We start from the raw sequence: 19,790 nt of genomic DNA, 5'->3' as shown, positions 1-19,790 counted from the left end.
CCTACTGTTATTCTAACAAAATTACCTTGGCTGTCTGGTTATCCATGCCATACATCGTCTTGCCCACAGGTGCACCGATAAAAGTACCATCGGCTATCACGAACTTTCGTCCTTCCAACAAGACATAATCGCCCGCCACGGCATCAGACTGCGAAAATTCCACAGCCGAGGCCAGGTGTCCCGGATAATAAACCAGGATACAACGAAGCCCTAATAAATCGCGTACCAAACGGGTAAAAAGGATACTACGGTCCTCACAGTCGCAATATGGATAGTAAAGGGATTCCTCTGCAAAGAAAGCCCGGTCGCCACCCCATACCTTGTCGTCATACTCGTACTCGAAGCCCGTCTGCACGAAATTCAGCAACTTATTCACAGCCGTCAACTGGTCGCATCCGTTTATGGCTGCTTTCAAGTCCGGATATATCTGACGCTTCACATCCTCACTCATCGGCGTATTGGCATACATAGCCCAACGGCTTACAAAATTGTCGCCCACCATCGAAGTGGGATAAGAGGAATAGAAGTCCATCAGATTCTTATTCGAGGACATCGTAACCTTTACCTCCGGATAACGCTCGGATTGACGCGTCCGTGATGAGGTGGCAGACACAGCCAACCTTGGAGATGCAGCGAACCAAAGGGACAGGCTCTGTTCGCCCTGGAATGCATTGTCGCTGATGTATATGCTCGAAGGGCATTCCCCATAAGGATAGAACCTCTCACCTCCCACGTTATAATGCGGTATGTCGTAAATGATGTGGCGAGATGCGAAAAGCATGTGCAAAACGCCGGAATCATCGCGTGCCAACCTCATCTTGTAGCCGGATTGGCAATACAAGTAAGCCATAAGCAAAGTGGATTCGTTCGTACCCTCTCCAAAGAGTTTTTCGGCCACAGCCTGCAACATCTCAAGGTAAGCCCAATCGCCCATCTTATACTCCGTACGCAACTGTAGGCAATCATAAACAAGATTGGTGTACTGCTGCCCTGACAGTTCCAACCACGCAGCAGAAACCACATCTTCTCTTGCGCCTGTCATCTGCAAAGCCGATGAGGTATCAAACCGTACGCTTAACTTAGTGCCAAACCATGAGAAATCCACTTTCGGCATCGGTTCCGGGTCTTCCTTAATGGGTTCCACAGGTTTGGGTTGTGGGGTAGGTTTGGGAACCGGAATGACCACATCAAAAGGCAATGGCTCTGGGGCAGGAAGAGGATTGTCCTTATCCTCCTCCGGGTAAATCACCGGAGGCACATCGTCTTCTTTGGGTATGACGAGCGGTTTCTTTTCCGTAAACTCCTCCCACGGATTTTTCAAAAACTCGGCATACTCTTTGTTTATCTTCTTCCGGAAGTTATTGAAATCCTTATGGATAGCTCGTCGAAAAGATTCAAAATCTTCTTTGAAGTCATCCCCGAAGTCATCATTCTGGGCCTGTACCTGCCCGAAGAAGCACAATGCCATGCCCACTATAACAGATGCCTTCTTCATATCCTTATACTAAAATTCCTCGCTCAGCACCTCGTCCACGATACCGTCCAACTCGCTGTCCAAGCCGTCGCCTTCCGCTTCAAGTTCCTCTGCCAACTGGCGTTTCATTTGCTTTTTCATGACTTTCTTGTCATAAGCCACGGTTACCTGCACTTGGTAATTGTTGTTCGGCAATACACGGTAAATATGCACCACAGGGGTCATCATCGACAACGTGGCATCCGTTATTGCCCGTCCGCGCTCGTGGAACTTGTCCACTGTGGTAGCATCAATGGCAGAATTTTGGGCATTGTCCTGCTTACGCTTCATAGCCGCAGCTATCTTCGTTTCCAACATACTGGCTATCTCGGCCTGGCATTGTGCACGTGCAGACGAGTAGCCTACAGATTCCGAACCGGAAGTCACCGTAGCCTCATGGAGGATGTAGCGGGCCACAGGTTCTCCCGCATCGTTAGCCATCAGTTCCTGCCTCATGAGTTGCGCTCGGGTAAACTGACTGGCCATAGACAAACTGCCGGCGGGCACCTCCCACCCGTCCTTTGTCCTTTGTTTCGCCTGCTTCTTTGCATCTTTCGAGGGTTTGGCATTTAACATGTCCATATTCACCTTGTCTAGCTCGCGTTGCTGTTTGGCCAGTTCTATCGCACTTTGTGCGTAACCTGCCGATACGCCCATGAACGCCACGGCCAATAATACCAAAATCTTTTTCATAATACCATGTTTTAAAAATGAATAGTGTTAGTCGTTATAAAAATCACCTGCGCTGAATATCTTCGACATCGAGACCTCATTGGGCTGCCACGTACGCACCTTGATTTGCGGTGCATCATGGTCGGTCATATCCACCAACAGGAAGAGGTAACCTTTGTCCGCGTAACGGGAAGAGGTGTATTCCTGACCTATCTGTATGCCGTAGATTTCCGCATCTTCATATTTCTCCAACCACTGCACGTCATTGTTCGTAAAACGCAGGTTGATGAATTCGTTCAATTTGAACGTACGGGCCAGATTGGCCAGATAGGTCTCCTTATCATAACGGTTATATTTGATGATGTCCTGCCCTTCAAGCGAAATGGCACGTTCTTCCGGCACCGCCGCAAGGTTGCGCTTCACGATATTGCCCACGATGATGACGGCATCGTCGGCAAAGATGTCACGGATATAATCCAGACGTTTCAGGCAATAAGCCGTCTTGTAGTTTTCCAGAAACTCCATGATCAATTCGCGGGTTTCGTCTTTCCATCCGGGCGCATAACGGTTCAGGATGTCCGACTCTGCCACTTTCCCTAATCCGAAAGCCACATTGGAGATTTTCTTGTCCGGATTGAACGTGAACACCACGTCTTCCACAAACGTCTTCTTCCGCTTCCCGTTCATGAACGAAAAGGACATCTGCAGCCCGCGTGCCACCACCTGCCCGTTACTGCTACGGTAATACACCATATCAGGCTGTCCCACCACACGTCCCGTACCGTAAGAAATCAGTTTGTTATACACGTCCAGGCCTTCGAGCGTAAAACAAGAACTGGCCTTTACGTAATTGCGCGACTTGATGGCTGCCAACACCTTTTCCATCGCTTCACAATACAAGGCATCGTCGTCCACCGTCTGCGACGGGGATGGCCCTGCGGCAGAAGCCTCTGCCGGGGCATCCGTGGAGGCCACACTTGCAGTGGCCGGCCGTGCCGTAGGTCGGGAAGCCGCAACCGAAGTGCCTCCTTGCGCCGCACGGCCTTTCACGCTTACCGAAGACTCCGGAAAAGCCGCCTTCGCCACGACATTCAACACGGCCTGCAACTCATCGTCCCCACGTGCCAGATTCTTATACTCATATTCAATGTCAAGATGATAGAACTCCGTCTCATAGCCCGGTGCCATCTCCAACATGCCGCGACCGTCTTTCGCTGCCCCGTCGCACTCTTCACGCCCGTCGGAATAGAGGAAATCCAACCCCGATACGGGACGACCTTTGTAGTTGAACACCAAATCCACACAATCCCCTTCACGCTTTTCGAAAGCCACACTGATGTCTTCCAATATGCCCCGTATCTTCACCGGAAGCAGCGTCACCAAGCTATGCCCGGCCTCATCCTTCGCTTCCGTGGGATGTTGCAGGGAACGTGCCAAGGAGTAAGCCCAGTAATAGTATTGCAAGGCCATGTCCACCTTGGCTTTCTCCAACGCCCCGTCGGCAATGGCCACCATGTCGCGTATCTTTTCTATGCGCTTCTCGTAAATCTTGTCTAACTCCGAACGCAACATATAACGCCGCACGGTAACTTCCGGTTCTTCCCCCTCCGTCCATTTCTCCACATTGGTCAGGGCAGAGGAAGAATAAGTGCTCACGCAATTCCTCACGTAAGTCTTGTGGTCGATATTCCCGTTGGCCTGGGTCTCGTCGGTCTGCGACTGGAAATCGCTTGACACATGCACCGCTATCATCTGTACCAAGTCGTTCAATGCAGCCTTGTCAGCCTCAGCCTCCGTCTTCCCCGTGCCGGAACCGTAATAATATTCGCCGGATGAACGGATATAGTCCCAGTTTTGGGCTTCCAGAGCAGGACAAAGCACCAACAAGAGCAGCCATAGGTTTATTATTCGTCGTTTCATCAGACTATGTCATTATTTTACAAGAACCGGACGGACTTGCATCCGGTAATATTTACTATTATAATCTATATATTTGGAACTGGAAGTTAATTCTAATGCATAAGCCTTATTCGAACTACTGTACTCTGTGGAACTCCAATAATATCCAGAAGTGTAAGAAGACCCATTCACTATATTCTCCCCTGTAGTATAGAAATAAAAAGGTAAATAAATGGAATTCCCGTTCACAGCCGTTATCGTATATCCGTAAACCTTCCTTTCGGAATCATAGGCATACGTCCATGTACAATTATTTATCAACTCTTCCCATTGCTCTCTTGTCGGTATCTGCCAACGTTCGTTCCAAAGGTTCGTGGCGATATCATAAGCCGGATTTCCCACTATTTCATGTACATCATTGTTATAACTGCTACTGGTAGAAGTATTCGTACCATACGCATCCCCCCACGAGGTGTAGATTCCATCGTCATATGGGTTCGAGGCACCCACATTCATTGAAGCCCAACGCACGCTAAGCCCCAAATCCACGGCCTCTTCGGGATAATAATAAACAGAGGTCCATCCCTTGTTCTCCACTTGGGACGGCATCACCATGTAACCGCTCTCGCCAGCCATGAACTTGGTCGGATCGAAGGTCTTGGTATACTTATAATAAAGGTCGTCCAGTGTAATCACGTGGGTCTCATCCAACGAACAATATATATAAGGTGTATAGCCATCGGACTCAAACTGTGTGCTTATCTCTTCCGTAGATGTCGTAAACACATTGTCCGTCAGGCTGAACGACGTGTTGTACACCACCCCTGAAACCGTGACCGTCTTATCCTTCTCCCCTTTGATGTGCATACGGGCAGTCTTCGGAGCCAAAACCGCACTTACGAACAGTTCACTGTCATCCACGATATAAGTCGCAGCCTCATCCACATAAGCACAGCTCATCGGAGTCATGGTCACATGATAGTTGTCCGTGGCCGTGGCATTGACAAAGTAAAAAGCCTCACATTTCAAAGTGCTGCCAGTAGACAAGTTACCGTAGTAACTGATGTTCCACAGCGACGACGAGGCATTGTAAACCGCCTTGCCGCACACCACCGTTTTCTCATCGGCCTGATAGAAACGCAGGTAGATGACATCCCCCTCGTTCCATTCCGTTGAAGTCTCACGCTTCGGGGTGTAGGACTGCAAGCCGCCCGTCAAGTGCATGACCGCCGTATGTTCCGTCTCCTCCGTCGCTCCTGGCTGCCCCATGAGTTCCTCGGTGTCGTTGCTGCACGATACCCCTGCCATCAAGGCCGTTCCTACGGCCACAAGCCCAAAGAGTTGGCTTATCCTTTTCTTCATTGTTTTCATTTTATCTTCTGTTTTTTCGTTCTTGATTCTTATTTTATGCCTTGCGGCTTATTGTTCCAAGTTCTGGTCCGTGCCGTAGTCGTCACGGCTGATTTCACCCGATGTGCCGGGCGCGGGCGACAAGTCCTTGTCCTCGCCATAGTCCGACCGGATGATGAGGGCACCGTCCTTATAAGTTATGTCCAAACGGACATCCTCGCCGTAGTCGTCACGCACGAACTGGGTGTTCTTGGAATACTGCGTCACCACGATGTCCACCATCTTGGCCTCGGATGCCTCGCCGGACAAGCCGGTCAGGTAAAGCGATACGGTGGCTGTACGCTTGTCGTTGCCGCTATACGGTTCGGCAGTAAACATGAGTAGGTTATTGTTCGTTGCCACAACCAACCAATCGGCTCCGGAAGATTTTTCCACACGGAACGTCCCGTCGGTAGACACCGTCACAGGGGCAGATGTTCCCCCCTTATAGAAGAACGACACGGCCTGTGCATCGGTTTTCAGGTAACGTCCGGCCTGCTTGACGGCCAACTTCACTCCTTGTTTGTTGGCGGGTGTAAATACGATGGTATCCGTCCGGCTTTCCAGACTGGGGTTGTCTTGGGCGGAAATCACCAGTTTGGCATCGCCTTGCCCTTGCGTGGCGGAAAGTGCCAACCATGAGGACTGGTTCTTCACGGCTGCCGTCCACGCCTGATTGGTCGCAATACCTAATTCTATGGTTCCTCCCCTCGAAGGCAAAGAAGCCGACGGTCCCCGGTCGATGGTGAAATAACGTCCTTTCTGCACCACGTTCACATACTGCACGGTGCCGCCCACCGCCACAGAGAGTAACCCCGTACGTTCATTGTCGGTTTCATTGGCCTCTACGGTAACCGTCACTTGCCCGTTGCCATGTCCGGACGACGGGGCGACGGTAATCCATCCGTCTGAAGTCGTAACCGTCCAATCACCATCGGTCGAGATGTCGAGCGTGTTCGACGAGGCCACGTTTTCAAATTGCAATACCGTTTCGAGCGGGCCGAACGACTTGCCTTCCTGCGTCACCCAAAGGGTATCGGCCAAAGAAAGCCCTTGGTTACCCACAACCACACGTCCTTCTCTTTTTGTAGTGTTCGGATTGTCTTCGACATTTATCGTAAGAGTATGCTCCCCGGCCTCGCCGCTCTCCGGCGACACGCTTACCCAAGATGGTTTCTCCAACACGTTCCAGAACGACAGGTTGGTGGACATCGACACAGTCCGCGAAGCTGCACCCGATTCAAAATCAAACCGGCTTTCCGTCATGTCCATATACAAGCCCGACTGCTTCACCGGAATCTCTATCAGGAAATCACCGTCCACATGGAGGTTGACGGCTCCTGAGCGTTCCTCTACTCCACCGTTCTCCGTCACGCTCACCGACAGTTCCACCGTACCCGCCGAGCCGGAGGAAGGACTGACCTGAATCCAAGAATCAGTAGTAGAAGCCGTCCATCCCAAGTCGCAATACAACGTTACCGTTTTCGTGCCCGCCGTATTGCGGAAGGCCAGACTGCTTTCGGACAAGGAATATTCAGGAGATTCCTGGCGGACTTCCAAATAATAGGTATAAATAGTAGGCGAAGAGCTTTGCCACTCCTGCCTGTAAGTGTCGAAATAGATATAGCCCACGCGCACGTCCTCGGTGGTGTTCGCCTCCACGGAAAACGTGACCTCGTTGCCCGAAGCCGTAGCCTGAAGCCAATCGACATCGGTGCGCAGGTCGAACTTGGGCGCGTTCGTCTCCACCGTAAAGGTCTCCGACGCAGCGGATGCGGAAACCCGCAACGGGACATCGCATGACACAGTCAACGACGTGCCCGTGTTCCCCTGCTGTTCTGCCCAAATCTGCTGGCTGTACCGGTAAACCGTCGTATCGATGGCCGACTCCAGACTGAACACCGAATAACGGTAATACGTGGAAGGGTTGACATCCGCCCCCACGCTGACGATGGAGAACGTATCCTCCCCGGTTCCTTCCGCCGGGGAGACCTTGAGCCATTCGTCGGCCACGTCCAACCGCCACGGCACGTTCCTGCATTCCACGCCGAACGTGGAAAGCTCCGTCACGGTGTCGGGCAAGTTGAAGCCTAACATATTCGTATATAAGTAATAAGCCTTCGTGGCTGGCACGACACCCACGCCGCCCATGTAAAGTTCGTCATTGCAGGACACCGTCAGCCCCAACAGCGCCAGGCATCCTGACAAATATTTCATAATTCTTTTCCGTTTCATAACCATCTGTGCGTTTTCAAGTCATTAAAAGAAGAAATAGACCCCGACCTTGCAATTGAAGCCCTCGCTCCAGTCCTTCATGGAGGGCAACACGGACGACAACAGCTTATAACCGTCGGCTTCGGCAAGCTTGAAGGCGTATTCCGGCGTCAGGCTGATGCCGAAATGCGACGTACAGGCCGCTTCAAGGCGCACCCCAACCGTACCCGATAAGGCATACACCGAAGTCTCTTTGTTCCCCGACACGCCCACATAAGTGCAACCGATTTGGGGGGTAACGCGGAAACGTGTGCCCAATATGAAGCCGTAACCGAACTTGCCGCCCGCAACGGTCTTTACCTCAAGTTCCTCTTCCGCCCAATGGGCCGCCCCCTCCGTATCATTTCCCGTGGAGTTCCAATAGACCGTCTCCTTGCCAAAACCTTTCATGTAGAAAGCCTCTATATTCACATTCCCGGCATAGAAGCCCATCGTGCCGCCCACGGCCGTAAGTGCCCCGAACTGCCCGTCCGCACCGAAATAGAATGTGTTTTTCTTCATCAACTGGCGCGCCATCTTGAAATGCACCGTGGGCTTAGCCACGTCGATGTACATCTTGCGGTGGAAAGGACGGTAACCGTAGTATCTGGCCCGGATGTCATAAGTGCCCGAAGCCATCTCCTTCGTGAACGGGGTGGTGCCTTCGAGCGTGCCGTCTATCAGCACTCCGACACCGCTCGGCGTACTGGAGAACGAAATCTTTGCCGTGGAACTTAATTCCACGTTCAGCGTCTCTTCCTTGCCTTCCACGATGTTCACCTCGCGCACCTCCGGCTTCCGGTTTGCCATGGACACCTCTACTTTATGTTGGCCGATAAGCAGGTTCTTGATGTTTTTCGGGGTCACGCCATACTTTTCCCCGTCAATGCCGTAATCTTTCCCGTCAATCTTGATTTGTGCGCCCAACGGGTTGGAATTGACCGACAAGAAACCTGTAATGGGCACAGGAGGATCGAGGGCGATGGTACTGGCTACGTCCACTTCCACTGTGATTTTCTTAAAAGTCGGGCGGTGGTTGGCCTTGCGGCATTCCACCTGATAAGTACCTGCCTTTAAAGGGCCGGCCCAACGGCCTTTCCCTTTGCGTATGCCATCCACATAAATTTCCGCATCCCCTTCTACGGTCAGTGTCGTTTCGGCAAAGTCGGATTCCATTTCAGGCCGGATGACCGTAGTCTTCCCCTGCTCGATGGTAAACGTCTCGGTATGGCTCTTATAAAGGTCTTTCACCAACAACAGTTCGTATGTTCCGCAATCCCATTTGGTATCGCTTTTATAAGGCACCGTGCCCACTTCCTTGTTGTTGACAAAGACTTTTGCCCCAGAAGCGTTGCCGGGATCTTGTACCTCAAGGTAACCGAAGTTTGGAATCAACTTCACTTTTTCCACATAGGTACTGTCCGAAGTGGTGAGCTTCACCCTCCCTTTCGACACATTATAGTTGGGTGCCTTAATCTCATACACATACGTACCGAACTCCTTATTCCAAGCCTTACTTCCCGTAGCATCCGTATAGGAAGTCTCCAAAGAGGCCTCCTCGCCCTCACGTTTCAAAGTGACCACGGCACCTGAAAGACCAGGCTCCAACTGTATCCTTAGGAATTGCTTTTTCAAGGACGGCTTCGTGTAAGTCTCCAATTGATCAAAAGTAATTTTCATGACATACGTCGCTCCTTCTTTGAGGGTCGTCTTCAAGTCCCACTTCTTGATAGGAGCATACCCTTCACGGTTAATGGTCACCGTACGTGCGTTCTTCTGCACATAAATCCACAATTCGTCGCCATGCACTTTCGTGAAATGTTTCATATTCCCGAAATTGAACGTGAAAGCCTCGGGGTTGTCAATTTTCACCGCGGGGTCGGCCGACATAAACTTGATGATGGCATACCATGACCCACTCCCGTCTCGTTTACCATAAGGCTCAGACATAGCCGTAGTGGCCTGTTGGTCTTGGTAGAACTCCGTGATAGAGAACTCGTCCAAGCGTTCCGACTGGGCATAAGCAGCCACTATCCCCCAGCAAAGCAACAAGCAGAGTGCCCACTTCCTTTTTAAACTTTGTTGTGACATTTTCTTAATCTACCTGCCATTTGCCGCACCGACCGTTTCAGGCGACAAAAGCATTTCTTTTCGCCATATCTGCCGACTCTCCCCGCAAATCAATCCTGTTAGTACATCATTATATACGAAAAAAAGCGTGAGAGTCTGTACCCGTTACCCGTCCCGCTTATCAAGGCTCTCGCATTGCCCAGTCTGGTAGAACGAGCAACGCAGAAGCCCACGCCGATATGTATACAATTCCCCCATACCCGGCACATACACCCTTATATAATAATAAGGTGAATATACCAAATATAAGGGGATGCGTATAAAACACATCCCGAGGACATCTACTGTTGCCTTATCTTGACCAAACTGTGAACTTGCGAGATTCTGATAAGCCCAAGACAAGACGCATGTAAACGCCTTTTCCCAATATATAGTGCTCCGACTTGCCCAAGACCCGCCGTCGGTTCCGAGCACAACCTCTTTCCTTCAGGCCCGGCGTAAGCTTTTCCCATCCTTATCACGGCACCGGAACCATCCGCCCTCGCCATGAAAAATAGGAACGCAGGAGTACAAGGGCAAAAATACTAAAGAAGGTTGAAAGAAACAAATAAATCTTCAAGATATTTTCGGTATAACAGGCAAAATCCTTTTTCTTAGGTATATAAGCCCCTCTTGACTCCCATCCGCAGTGCTCCCTTGTAACCGGAAAGACCTCCTTTGGCAATCCCAAAGCCGTTTTGACATTTTGTCATTTTCATCCGAAATGCGGCGCGTATTCCGGGGAAAATCCGCCGTGGAAGATTTCAAGCGATTCTCGCGCCGTCAGGGAAATCCGGAAAGAAAGCCGTTTCCCGTTTCGGCTGCCATTTCGTTTCCCGCCTCCCCGCACCATGCGGAAGAAACTCCCGGACGCGTCATCCTTGCAAACATTTTCCTTTCTTTCTGCCATTCCATTCAGGTACGTCTTTTCTCTACAAATAGAGATTGACAAGGTGCTTAAAGCCTTTCCATCCGCCGCCGGACGGACATTTCCGGCACCAAATATCGACAACTCACCACCACTCTGCGCCAGACGAAAAATCTCTTTCAGCCAAACGATTTTCAATTCGGCTGAGATTAAAAACCGGAAATGCGCAATAGAAGCAGAAGAATGGAGTTTGTGTGAAAAACAGACCGTTTCATGAGCCACCAAAACTTCCGGAAACCATAAAACGACAAGGATAAAATTGACAAAAAGCAAGCAAAAACCCCGTTGATTCGTCCAATGATCAAGGCATAATCCGTATCTTTGCGGTGCAAAATGACAACCCCATAAATATGACGTTCACTCCATATATCCTTTTAGCATGCTTTTTAGCCGGAAGTGCCGCCTGCGCCCAAACTCCGGGACGGACGGCTCAAGCCATGGAACGGGCGGGCTTCGTGGATGTCCGCAGCATGGACAGCACGATACACGTGAGCCTGATGTACGCACGGGCGGACAACTTCACGGGACGGGTACTTTACACCGACCTGCATGAAGCTTACCTGCACCCGAAAGCCGCACGCGCCCTGGCCAAGGCCCAAAAAATCCTGAAGACCTCCCACCCGGAACTGAGCCTGAAGGTGTACGATGCCGCCCGCCCGATGCACATCCAACAAAAAATGTGGAACGTAGTGGCCGGAACACCGAAGAATATCTACGTGAGCAATCCCAAAAACGGCGGGGGATTGCATAATTACGGTATGGCCGTGGACCTCACGCTCTGCGACGCGAAAGGCGACACGCTGTCCATGGGCACGAAAATAGATTACTTAGGCAAATTGGCCCATATCGACAACGAGGCGGAAATGGTAAAGCAGGGCAAACTCACGCCGGAAGCCCGGAGCAACCGCGAACTGCTGCGCCGGGTCATGCGCCAAGCCGGGTTCAAAGCCCTGCGCACGGAATGGTGGCATTTCAATTTCATCACGCGCGCCGAAGCCAAAGCGCATTATAAACCCATCCCGTAAAACACATGCTGGACGAAAAGACACAAGACTTCATCCGGACACATCGGGAGGAGGACGTACGCCGACTGGCCCTGAAACCGGCCCCGGAGAACGTAGACCTGCGCATGGCCTTGCAACAAATCGAGGGTTGGCAGACGGCAAGACGCAAACTCCCCTCATGGGCGGAACGAGACGGGATACAGTATCCGCCCCGTCTCCCGATGGAGCAATGTTCTTCGGAACAGACGGCAAGGTACAAACAAGCCCTCGTAAAACGCTTGTTGGACAACGACGGCACGGAAGCTCCCCATACCCTGATGGACCTGACCGGAGGTTTCGGCATCGATTTCAGCTTTCTGGCTCCACTGTTCGACCGGGCTGTCTATATGGAACGCCAACCGGAATTGTGCCGTATCGCGGCACATAACTTCAAAACATTGGGATTGGCACAAGCGGAAATCCGGGAAACCGACTCTTCCCTTTCGCCGGACGAATGGCCCGACGCCACTTGTTGCTTCGTCGACCCGGCACGGCGCGACACCGTCGGGCGCAAGACGGTGGCCATAGAAGACTGCGAGCCGGATTTATCCATCCTCCAGGAAGCCATCCGCCGCAAGGCGGCTTTCAGCCTCATCAAGCTCTCCCCCATGTTGGACATCCGGACGGCCCTGCGCACCTTGGCACACGTGGCCGAAGTCCACGCCGTCAGCGTACAAGGGGAATGCAAGGAACTGCTGTTGGTCATGACACGGCAAAAACCGGAAAAGACGGCGTGCCATTGCGTCAACCTCGGCACGGAAGACCCCACTTTCACGTTCACCTTGACTGAAGAGGAGGAGGCCGCATGCACTTATTCGGACACGCCGGGCCGATTTCTCTACGAACCGAATGCTTCCGTGATGAAGTGCGGCGGATTCCGCAGCCTGGCCACACGTTACGGCCTGCGGAAACTGCATCCCAATTCCCATTTATACACCTCAGACCATTCCTGCAAGGATTTTCCCGGGCGGGCGTTTGCCATAGAGGATTGTTGCGGATTCGGCAAAAAGGAACTGAAAGGACTTTTAAACGGCCTCGGACAAGCCAATCTGACCGTCCGCAACTTTCCGGACACCGTAGCCGGACTCCGCAAACGCCTCAAACTAAGGGAGGGAGGCAACGCTTACCTCTTCGCCACGACGTTGTCCGACGGACGGCATGTGCTGCTCCGGTGCCGGAAAGCGGGACCCCAATAAAAAAGGCCGGCTTCACAGCCGACCCCTTCCTTATGAAAAAAATTGCTCTGTTACTTTACCCTGTAACGGGTCTCTTCCAATCTGTATTTCTTCGTCTTCACTTGTTCCTTCTTCACGCCCTCACCCGTGACTTTTACGATAGCCACACGGTTCTTGTCGTTCTCGGCAAACGGTTGCACGTTGTCGCCCTTATATTCGGAAGTAATGACAGAGCGACTCACACCGGCCTTCACTAACGCCGCAACGACTTTCTCCGCCCGTTCCTTGGAATATTGCATATTCAACTCCGGTGTTCCCGTGGCTTTATCTGCATAAGCGGTTACCTGTACGTTGCAATTCTTATGCGCCTTGACAAAATCGGCTATCTTCTGAATCTTTGAAGCCGGATCCGGTTCGCTCAAACGGATTTTATAGTAAATATTGTCCTCGTAGGTGACTTTTTCGGGCACGTCCCTATACGTGATGTCGTCATACCAAACAGTATCCGTACGCGTAGCCCATTCCTCTGCCACCAGAACCGGCTCTTCCGCCATCTTTTCGGCCTTCTTCTGCCCGAACTTGAAAATCAGACCTAAAGAAGCTGTGGCAGCCCAGTCATTTCGGTCGGTCGTTTTAGAATTGATACGATCGGATCTGTTATTAGCGGCCAATTCCAGATTCAGTCCGAAATGTTTGGCGATATTGAAATCGAGCTGCATTCCCAACCGCACATTATGCGAAAGCCTACGATCCTGCCATGCCATCGGATAGTTCTCGGCTGCTTTGGCAGCCAACGCGTGGAAATCGTCATTGTCCCATGCGCCTGCCAATCCTACACCTCCAAGAAGAATAAGATTAAAGACACGATCTTTATCGCTACGGAACATGTTGGTCACGTTCAACAGCAAGTCCGCACTACCCGTCACCGTATTGAAATCGTAAGTTTCATTCAAAGATTTGATCCCCCCCTTGTTCTCGTAACCGCTCACATGCAAACGCGCTCCAACGACCGGATTGAAATAAGCACCGAACGAAACGCCGTAACTCGGTGTGATCAACTTGCTGAAATCATAATGAGTAAAAGACACTTGCGCGCCCCCGTTCAACCCGAAGAACATGTGCGGATACGGACGATAATCTTTCTCACTGTTTCCTTCTCCGGCATAAGCCACTCCCGTACCTATGGCCATAGCCATAACCGCGAGCATACATCTTATCTTTCCCATCAGTCTATATTTTTATGATTCAACTTGAATTAAGTTCACAAATATAAGATAAATACAAGAAGCTAACAATCTTTTTTAACTTTTTCTTAAAAAAAAGGGAGGATAAGCGAAAAGCGAAGCATTTTACTCAACTGTTAATAAAAAAAAGGCTATATTTGCACGTTTGCGCATTGCCGCAATTTATTGACCATTTTACATATATGACATGTCTGCTGTAACCATTAAAAAAATATCGACTCGCCGAGAGTTGAAAGCGTTCATACGTTTCAACTACGAACTGTACAAGGACTGTCCGTATGCCGTGCCCGACTTTTTGGAGGACACGCTCGACACGTTCAACCCGCAGAAAAACGCAGCCTTCGATTTCTGCGACGTGGATTATTTTCTGGCTCTACGCGAAGGAAAAATCGTGGGGCGCGTGGCTGCCATCATCAACCATAAGGCCAATCAGACATGGGGCACGAACAACGCCCGCTTCGGTTGGATCGACTTCACGGACGACCCGGAAGTGAGCCGTGCCCTGATGGACACGGTGGAAGCTTGGGGACGTGCCCGCGGATGCGACAAGATAGTAGGGCCTTTAGGGTTTACGGACATGGATCCGGAAGGCATGCTCACCGGCGGCTATGACCAGTTGAGCACGATGTCCACAACATACAACTATCCTTATTATCCAATTCACATGGACCGCCTTGGTTATACCAAAGAGGTGGACTGGGTGGAGCGCAAGATACGCGTACCCGACCAAGACCATCAGGCGCACATGGACAAATATTTCCGCGTGGCGGAGATGAGTGCCAAACGCTATAACCTGCGTGTACGCAAATTCAAAAGCGCCAAAGAAATACGTAAAGGCGGATGGGGGCCGAAAATATTCGATGTAGTCAACAAAGCATACGCCCCGTTGTACGGTTATTCCGAGATGAACGAGCGACAGGTTGCCCAATACGTCAACACTTACCTTCCGCTCGTAGACATGCGGCTCGTCACGCTCGTGGAAGACGCCGAAGGACGCATCATAGCCATGGGGGTGGGTATGCCTTCCCTCTCGCACGCTTTGCAGAAAGCCAAGAGCCGCCTGTTCCCTTTCGGTTGGTATCATTTGGTCAAGGCCCTGTTCTTCAAGCATTCGGATATCATAGATTTGTTGCTTGTGGCCGTCCTTCCGGAATATCAGAACAAAGGGGTCAATGCCATGCTCTTCGCCGACCTCATCCCCATTTGCCAACAGATGGGCTTTAAGTTCGGCGAAACGCATCCGCAACTGGAGACCAACGAAAAAAGCCAAGGGCAATGGGCTTACTTAGACGCAGAAGTACATAAACACAGACGTTGCTACCAGAAGTCACTTAAATAGAAACACACTATGGCAGAAGAAGAGAAACCAAACGAAGCACCGATACTTACCGAATACACCGAAGACCATATCCGCCACTTGTCGGACATGGAACATATCCGTACCCGTCCGGGCATGTACATCGGAAAACTGGGCGACGGTTCTCATGCCGAAGACGGTATCTACGTGCTTTTGAAAGAAGTGATAGACAACAGCATCGACGAGTTTAAAATGAATGCCGGCCGACGGATAGAAATCACCGTAGAGGACAACTTGCGGGTCAGCGTACGCGACTATGGCCGCGGTATCCCTTTGGGCAAACTCATCGAAGCGGTGAGCATGCTCAACACGGGCGGCAAATACGATTCCAAGGCATTTAAGAAGAGCGTGGGACTGAACGGAGTGGGTGTGAAAGCGGTCAACGCGCTCAGCTCGCACTTCGAAGTGCGAAGCCATCGCGACGGCGAAATGCGCCGGGCCACTTTCGAACGCGGAATCCTGACCGGCGAATCGACGGAACCGACAGCCGACGAAAACGGAACTTTCATCTATTTCGAACCTGACTGTGCTTTGTTCAAGAACTACACGTTCCGCACCGAATTCATTGAAACGATGCTGCGCAACTACACATACCTGAACACGGGACTGACCATCATGTTCAACGGCCGCCGCATCCATTCCCGCAACGGTCTGGTAGACCTGTTGAACGATAATATGACCAACGACGGGCTTTATCCTATCATCCACTTGAAAGGGGAAGACATAGAAATAGCCTTTACCCACACGGGACAATACGGAGAGGAATATTATTCGTTCGTCAACGGACAGCATACGACCCAAGGCGGCACGCACCAAAGTGCCTTCAAAAAACACATTGCCGAGACCATCAAAGATTTCTCAGGCAAGAACTTCGATTACGGAGACATCCGTAACGGACTGGTGGCGGCCATCGCCGTCAACATCGAAGAACCGCTCTTCGAAAGCCAGACGAAAATCAAATTAGGGTCGCTGACCACCATACCCGACGGCGGAATCAGCATAGACAAGTTCGTGGGCGACTTCGTCAAAGAACAGGTGGACAACTACCTGCACAAGAATACGGACATCGCCGACATCATCATACAAAAAATCACCGAAAACGAAAAGGAACGCAAAGCCATCGCCGGCGTGACAAAGCTGGCACGCGAACGAGCCAAGAAGGCCAACTTGCACAACCGCAAACTGCGCGACTGCCGCATCCACCTGAACGATGCCAAAGGCGACCTGAAGGAGGATAGCAGCATCTTCATCACCGAAGGCGACTCGGCTAGCGGCAGTATCACCAAGAGCCGCGACGTGACGACCCAAGCGGTGTTCAGCCTGCGAGGCAAGCCGTTGAACTGTTTCGGTCTCACAAAGAAAGTGGTGTACGAAAACGAGGAGTTCAACCTCCTGCAAGCCGCCCTGAACATCGAAGACGGACTAGACGGGCTACGCTACAACAAAGTCATCGTGGCTACCGATGCCGACGTGGACGGCATGCACATCCGCCTGTTGATGATTACTTTCTTTCTACAGTTCTTCCCCGAACTTATTAAGAAAGGACACGTGTATATTCTCCAGACGCCCCTTTTCCGCGTGCGCAACCGCAAAAACAAAATCGGCAAGCAAAAGTTGAAGGAACTGGAAGAAGAAGCCAAGGCTGCCAAATCGGACTTCATCACCCGCTATTGTTATTCCGACGAGGAGCGCGTGGCGGCCATCGAAGCCTTAGGTCCCGACCCGGAAATCACCCGTTTCAAAGGGCTTGGGGAAATCTCTCCCGACGAGTTCAAGCACTTCATCGGCCCGGACATCCGTCTGGAACAAGTGTCGTTGCATAAGAGCGACCAAGTGAAAGAGCTATTGGAATATTACATGGGCAAGAACACCATGGAACGACAGAACTTCATTATCAACAACCTGGTCATCGAGGAAGACCGTGCGGAAGAAGACGAAACCGCAGAAACCGCTATATAAAGATTCATCAATGGAAAAAATAGCCATATTCCCCGGTAGTTTCGACCCTTTTACCAAAGGACACGAATCTCTGCTACGACGGGGGCTTACGCTCTTCGACCGCATCATTATCGGCGTGGGCATCAATGAATACAAGCGCATGGAACAAAGTACGGAAAAGCGCATTGCCGCCCTGCGTAAACTTTTTGCCGGGGACGAACGCATCCAGGTGGAGGGCTACTCGGACCTGACCGTAGATTTCGCAGCCCGCCATCACGCCCGCTTCATCCTGCGCGGCATACGCTCCATCAAGGATTATGAATATGAAATGAACATAGCCGACCTGAACCGCCGGTTGACAGGCGTGGAGACTATTATCTTGTTCACAGAACCGGAATGGGCGTTCATCAGTTCCACGATGGTGAAGGAACTTATGCACTTCGGGAAGGACATATCACCTTATATCCCGGAGGGACTCGAATATGAATAAACAACAATTCAGCACAAACATCATGAAAAAAACTCTTTGGGCAGCCTTGCTCTTCTGCCTTCCGTGGACGGCTCCGGCGCAACGGAAAGGAAACATGTCGGAAATGGAACAGTCCATGCGTAAACTCTCCATGGCCCAGTTGGCCATCAGCAGCCTATACGTGGACAGCGTGGACGAAGTGAAACTGACGGAGGATGCCATCAACGGGATGCTCTCCAAACTGGATCCGCACTCCTCTTACACCAACGCCGAGGAAACCAAGAAGATGAACGAACCGTTGCAAGGTAATTTCGACGGTATCGGCGTACAATTCAACATGTTGGAAGACACGCTTGTCGTCATTCAGCCCGTGGCCAAAGGACCGTCGGAAAAGGTGGGCATCCTGGCCGGCGACCGTATCGTCAGCGTGAACGACACAGCCATTGCCGGTGTGAAGATGAGCCGTGAGGAAATCATGCGCAGGTTGCGTGGCCCGAGAGATACAAAAGTAAAATTAGGTGTGGTGCGGAACGGTATCAAAGACCGATTGGAATTCATCGTCACGAGGGACAAGATTCCTGTATCTACCGTAGATGCGGCTTTCATGGTAACCCCCACTGTGGGGCTTATCCGCCTGTCCAGTTTCGGTAGCACGAGCCATGATGAAGTGAAGAAAGCCATCAAGGACTTGCAAGACCAAGGCATGAAGGACTTGATACTGGACTTGCAGCAGAACGGCGGCGGATATATGGATGCCGCGACGGGCATTGCCAGTGAGTTCCTGCCCAAGAACGATTTGATTGTCTACACCAAAGGATTGCGCACGCCCTATAAAGAATTCCGCGCCCAAGGCCCGGGATTGTTCCGTGAGGGGAAAATCATCGTATTGGTGGATGAATATTCAGCCTCGGCCTCCGAAATCGTCACGGGAGCCATCCAAGACCAGGACCGCGGCTTGGTGGTGGGCCGCCGCACGTTTGGCAAAGGCCTGGTACAAAAGCCTTTCGTCCTGCCCGACGGCTCCATGATCCGACTGACCGTGGCACGTTATTATACACCGAGCGGACGCTGCATCCAAAAGCCCTACACCATGGGGGACAAGATGAAGTATAACATGGACGTCATAGAACGTTACAACCATGGCGAACTGACCAACGCAGACAGCATCCACTTCCCCGACTCCTTAAAATATAAGACTTTGCGCAAAGGCCGTACCGTCTATGGAGGAGGAGGTATCATGCCGGACTATTTCATACCGTTGGATACGGCACGCTACACCAAATTCCATCGCGAACTGACGGCCAAAGGTGCCATCGTCAACGCCGACCTCAAGTTTATTGATAAATACCGTAAGAAAATCCGGCGCGGATACGCTTCATTCGACAAATTCAAAACTGGTTTTGAAACACCCCAAGAACTCATCGACCTGGTACTTGCTGAAGGGGAAAAAGCCGGTGTGAAGCCCAAAGACGAGGAAGAACTTCAAAAGACATTACCGGAACTGAAACTTCAGATGAAAGCCTTGATTGCACGGGACATCTGGGACATGTCGGAATACTTCGCCGTCATGTACGAAGAGAATCCGTTCGTGAAAAAAGCATTGGAGCTTCTTAAATAATCTACCTTACACAGGAGTTTCACAAAAACATCTTCCATCTTTCAGGATATGCTGTAAACCTTTCGCTTAAAGCATATTAGTATCCTGAAGGATGGAAGTGCCATCTTTCAGCCCACTTTCAGGTAATGGGCTGCTACCGTTGTGCGCCAAACGGAAAATCAATCTCAGGCGAGTGATTTTTCA

14 protein-coding genes are annotated in these 19,790 nt (G+C 51.2%); 6 read left to right on the top strand and 8 right to left on the bottom strand.

The window, feature by feature from the left end; all coding sequences use genetic code 11:
- Positions 1 to 7: 7 nt before the first annotated feature.
- The 7 genes from AC5RDV_RS12410 to AC5RDV_RS12380 all read right to left on the bottom strand — a co-directional run bounded on the left by AC5RDV_RS12410 (position 8) and on the right by AC5RDV_RS12380 (position 10,745).
- Positions 8 to 1,495 (bottom strand): hypothetical protein, encoded by a 1,488-nt coding sequence (locus AC5RDV_RS12410; protein WP_008627174.1) that lies wholly within the window; start codon positions 1,493 to 1,495, stop codon positions 8 to 10.
- 9 nt (positions 1,496 to 1,504) lie between these two features.
- On the bottom strand, positions 1,505 to 2,206 hold the full coding sequence (locus AC5RDV_RS12405; protein WP_282747372.1) for a hypothetical protein: 702 nt from the start codon (positions 2,204 to 2,206) through the stop codon (positions 1,505 to 1,507).
- Positions 2,207 to 2,233: 27 nt separating this feature from the next.
- Positions 2,234 to 4,105 carry a hypothetical protein gene (locus tag AC5RDV_RS12400; RefSeq protein ID WP_282747370.1) on the bottom strand — a complete coding sequence of 624 codons (1,872 nt, stop codon included), beginning with the start codon at positions 4,103 to 4,105 and terminating at the stop codon, positions 2,234 to 2,236.
- A 12-nt stretch (positions 4,106 to 4,117) separates the two neighbouring features.
- On the bottom strand, positions 4,118 to 5,446 hold the full coding sequence (locus tag AC5RDV_RS12395) for a fibrobacter succinogenes major paralogous domain-containing protein (protein WP_282747369.1): 1,329 nt from the start codon (positions 5,444 to 5,446) through the stop codon (positions 4,118 to 4,120).
- Positions 5,447 to 5,503: 57 nt separating this feature from the next.
- Positions 5,504 to 7,690: a BACON domain-containing protein gene (locus AC5RDV_RS12390; protein ID WP_282747368.1), complete on the bottom strand. Its 2,187-nt coding sequence runs from the start codon at positions 7,688 to 7,690 to the stop codon at positions 5,504 to 5,506.
- 42 nt (positions 7,691 to 7,732) lie between these two features.
- On the bottom strand, positions 7,733 to 9,817 hold the full coding sequence (locus AC5RDV_RS12385; protein ID WP_282747367.1) for a PEGA domain-containing protein: 2,085 nt from the start codon (positions 9,815 to 9,817) through the stop codon (positions 7,733 to 7,735).
- Between the two features lie 733 nt (positions 9,818 to 10,550).
- On the bottom strand, positions 10,551 to 10,745 hold the full coding sequence (locus AC5RDV_RS12380) for a hypothetical protein (protein ID WP_282747873.1): 195 nt from the start codon (positions 10,743 to 10,745) through the stop codon (positions 10,551 to 10,553).
- Positions 10,746 to 11,113: 368 nt separating this feature from the next.
- Here AC5RDV_RS12380 and AC5RDV_RS12375 point away from each other — a divergent pair, with 368 nt between their 5' ends.
- Positions 11,114 to 11,788, top strand: coding sequence for a M15 family metallopeptidase (locus tag AC5RDV_RS12375; protein WP_282747872.1), 675 nt, complete (start codon positions 11,114 to 11,116; stop codon positions 11,786 to 11,788).
- Positions 11,789 to 11,793: 5 nt separating this feature from the next.
- A complete protein-coding gene (locus AC5RDV_RS12370; protein ID WP_130893900.1) occupies positions 11,794 to 13,002 on the top strand; it encodes a THUMP-like domain-containing protein in 1,209 nt (402 codons plus the stop codon).
- A gap of 50 nt (positions 13,003 to 13,052) precedes the next feature.
- Here the strand turns inward: AC5RDV_RS12370 and AC5RDV_RS12365 are convergent, their stop codons facing one another.
- Positions 13,053 to 14,207: an OmpA family protein gene (locus tag AC5RDV_RS12365; RefSeq protein WP_282747871.1), complete on the bottom strand. Its 1,155-nt coding sequence runs from the start codon at positions 14,205 to 14,207 to the stop codon at positions 13,053 to 13,055.
- A gap of 205 nt (positions 14,208 to 14,412) precedes the next feature.
- Here AC5RDV_RS12365 and AC5RDV_RS12360 point away from each other — a divergent pair, with 205 nt between their 5' ends.
- The 4 genes from AC5RDV_RS12360 to AC5RDV_RS12345 are packed head-to-tail and all read left to right on the top strand — an operon-like array spanning position 14,413 to position 19,607.
- Positions 14,413 to 15,564 carry a GNAT family N-acetyltransferase gene (locus tag AC5RDV_RS12360; protein ID WP_008627148.1) on the top strand — a complete coding sequence of 384 codons (1,152 nt, stop codon included), beginning with the start codon at positions 14,413 to 14,415 and terminating at the stop codon, positions 15,562 to 15,564.
- A gap of 9 nt (positions 15,565 to 15,573) precedes the next feature.
- Entirely contained in the window at positions 15,574 to 17,541 is a 1,968-nt protein-coding gene (locus AC5RDV_RS12355; protein ID WP_195996403.1) for a DNA topoisomerase IV subunit B, read from the top strand.
- Positions 17,542 to 17,551: 10 nt separating this feature from the next.
- The gene (gene coaD, locus AC5RDV_RS12350; RefSeq protein ID WP_008617490.1) at positions 17,552 to 18,010 is read left to right on the top strand and encodes a pantetheine-phosphate adenylyltransferase; all 459 of its coding nucleotides are present in this window, start codon (positions 17,552 to 17,554) and stop codon (positions 18,008 to 18,010) included.
- 22 nt (positions 18,011 to 18,032) lie between these two features.
- Positions 18,033 to 19,607: a S41 family peptidase gene (locus tag AC5RDV_RS12345; RefSeq protein ID WP_282747870.1), complete on the top strand. Its 1,575-nt coding sequence runs from the start codon at positions 18,033 to 18,035 to the stop codon at positions 19,605 to 19,607.
- Positions 19,608 to 19,790 lie beyond the last annotated feature (183 nt).

It is taken from the genome of Paraprevotella sp., from assembly GCF_986071375.1.
This window is presented reverse-complemented; position numbering and strand designations above follow the sequence as displayed.

What these genes read in the sequence shown, in the direction of transcription:
- AC5RDV_RS12410 (WP_008627174.1), bottom strand. Translation starts at nt 1,495, where the DNA reads ATGAAGAAGGCATCTGTTATAGTGGGCATGGCATTGTGCTTCTTCGGG.
- AC5RDV_RS12405 (WP_282747372.1), bottom strand. Translation starts at nt 2,206, where the DNA reads ATGAAAAAGATTTTGGTATTATTGGCCGTGGCGTTCATGGGCGTATCG.
- AC5RDV_RS12400 (WP_282747370.1), bottom strand. Translation starts at nt 4,105, where the DNA reads ATGAAACGACGAATAATAAACCTATGGCTGCTCTTGTTGGTGCTTTGT.
- AC5RDV_RS12395 (WP_282747369.1), bottom strand. Translation starts at nt 5,446, where the DNA reads ATGAAGAAAAGGATAAGCCAACTCTTTGGGCTTGTGGCCGTAGGAACG.
- AC5RDV_RS12390 (WP_282747368.1), bottom strand. Translation starts at nt 7,690, where the DNA reads ATGAAATATTTGTCAGGATGCCTGGCGCTGTTGGGGCTGACGGTGTCC.
- AC5RDV_RS12385 (WP_282747367.1), bottom strand. Translation starts at nt 9,817, where the DNA reads ATGTCACAACAAAGTTTAAAAAGGAAGTGGGCACTCTGCTTGTTGCTT.
- AC5RDV_RS12380 (WP_282747873.1), bottom strand. Translation starts at nt 10,745, where the DNA reads ATGGCAGAAAGAAAGGAAAATGTTTGCAAGGATGACGCGTCCGGGAGT.
- AC5RDV_RS12375 (WP_282747872.1), top strand. Translation starts at nt 11,114, where the DNA reads ATGACGTTCACTCCATATATCCTTTTAGCATGCTTTTTAGCCGGAAGT.
- AC5RDV_RS12370 (WP_130893900.1), top strand. Translation starts at nt 11,794, where the DNA reads ATGCTGGACGAAAAGACACAAGACTTCATCCGGACACATCGGGAGGAG.
- AC5RDV_RS12365 (WP_282747871.1), bottom strand. Translation starts at nt 14,207, where the DNA reads ATGGGAAAGATAAGATGTATGCTCGCGGTTATGGCTATGGCCATAGGT.
- AC5RDV_RS12360 (WP_008627148.1), top strand. Translation starts at nt 14,413, where the DNA reads ATGTCTGCTGTAACCATTAAAAAAATATCGACTCGCCGAGAGTTGAAA.
- AC5RDV_RS12355 (WP_195996403.1), top strand. Translation starts at nt 15,574, where the DNA reads ATGGCAGAAGAAGAGAAACCAAACGAAGCACCGATACTTACCGAATAC.
- coaD (WP_008617490.1), top strand. Translation starts at nt 17,552, where the DNA reads ATGGAAAAAATAGCCATATTCCCCGGTAGTTTCGACCCTTTTACCAAA.
- AC5RDV_RS12345 (WP_282747870.1), top strand. Translation starts at nt 18,033, where the DNA reads ATGAAAAAAACTCTTTGGGCAGCCTTGCTCTTCTGCCTTCCGTGGACG.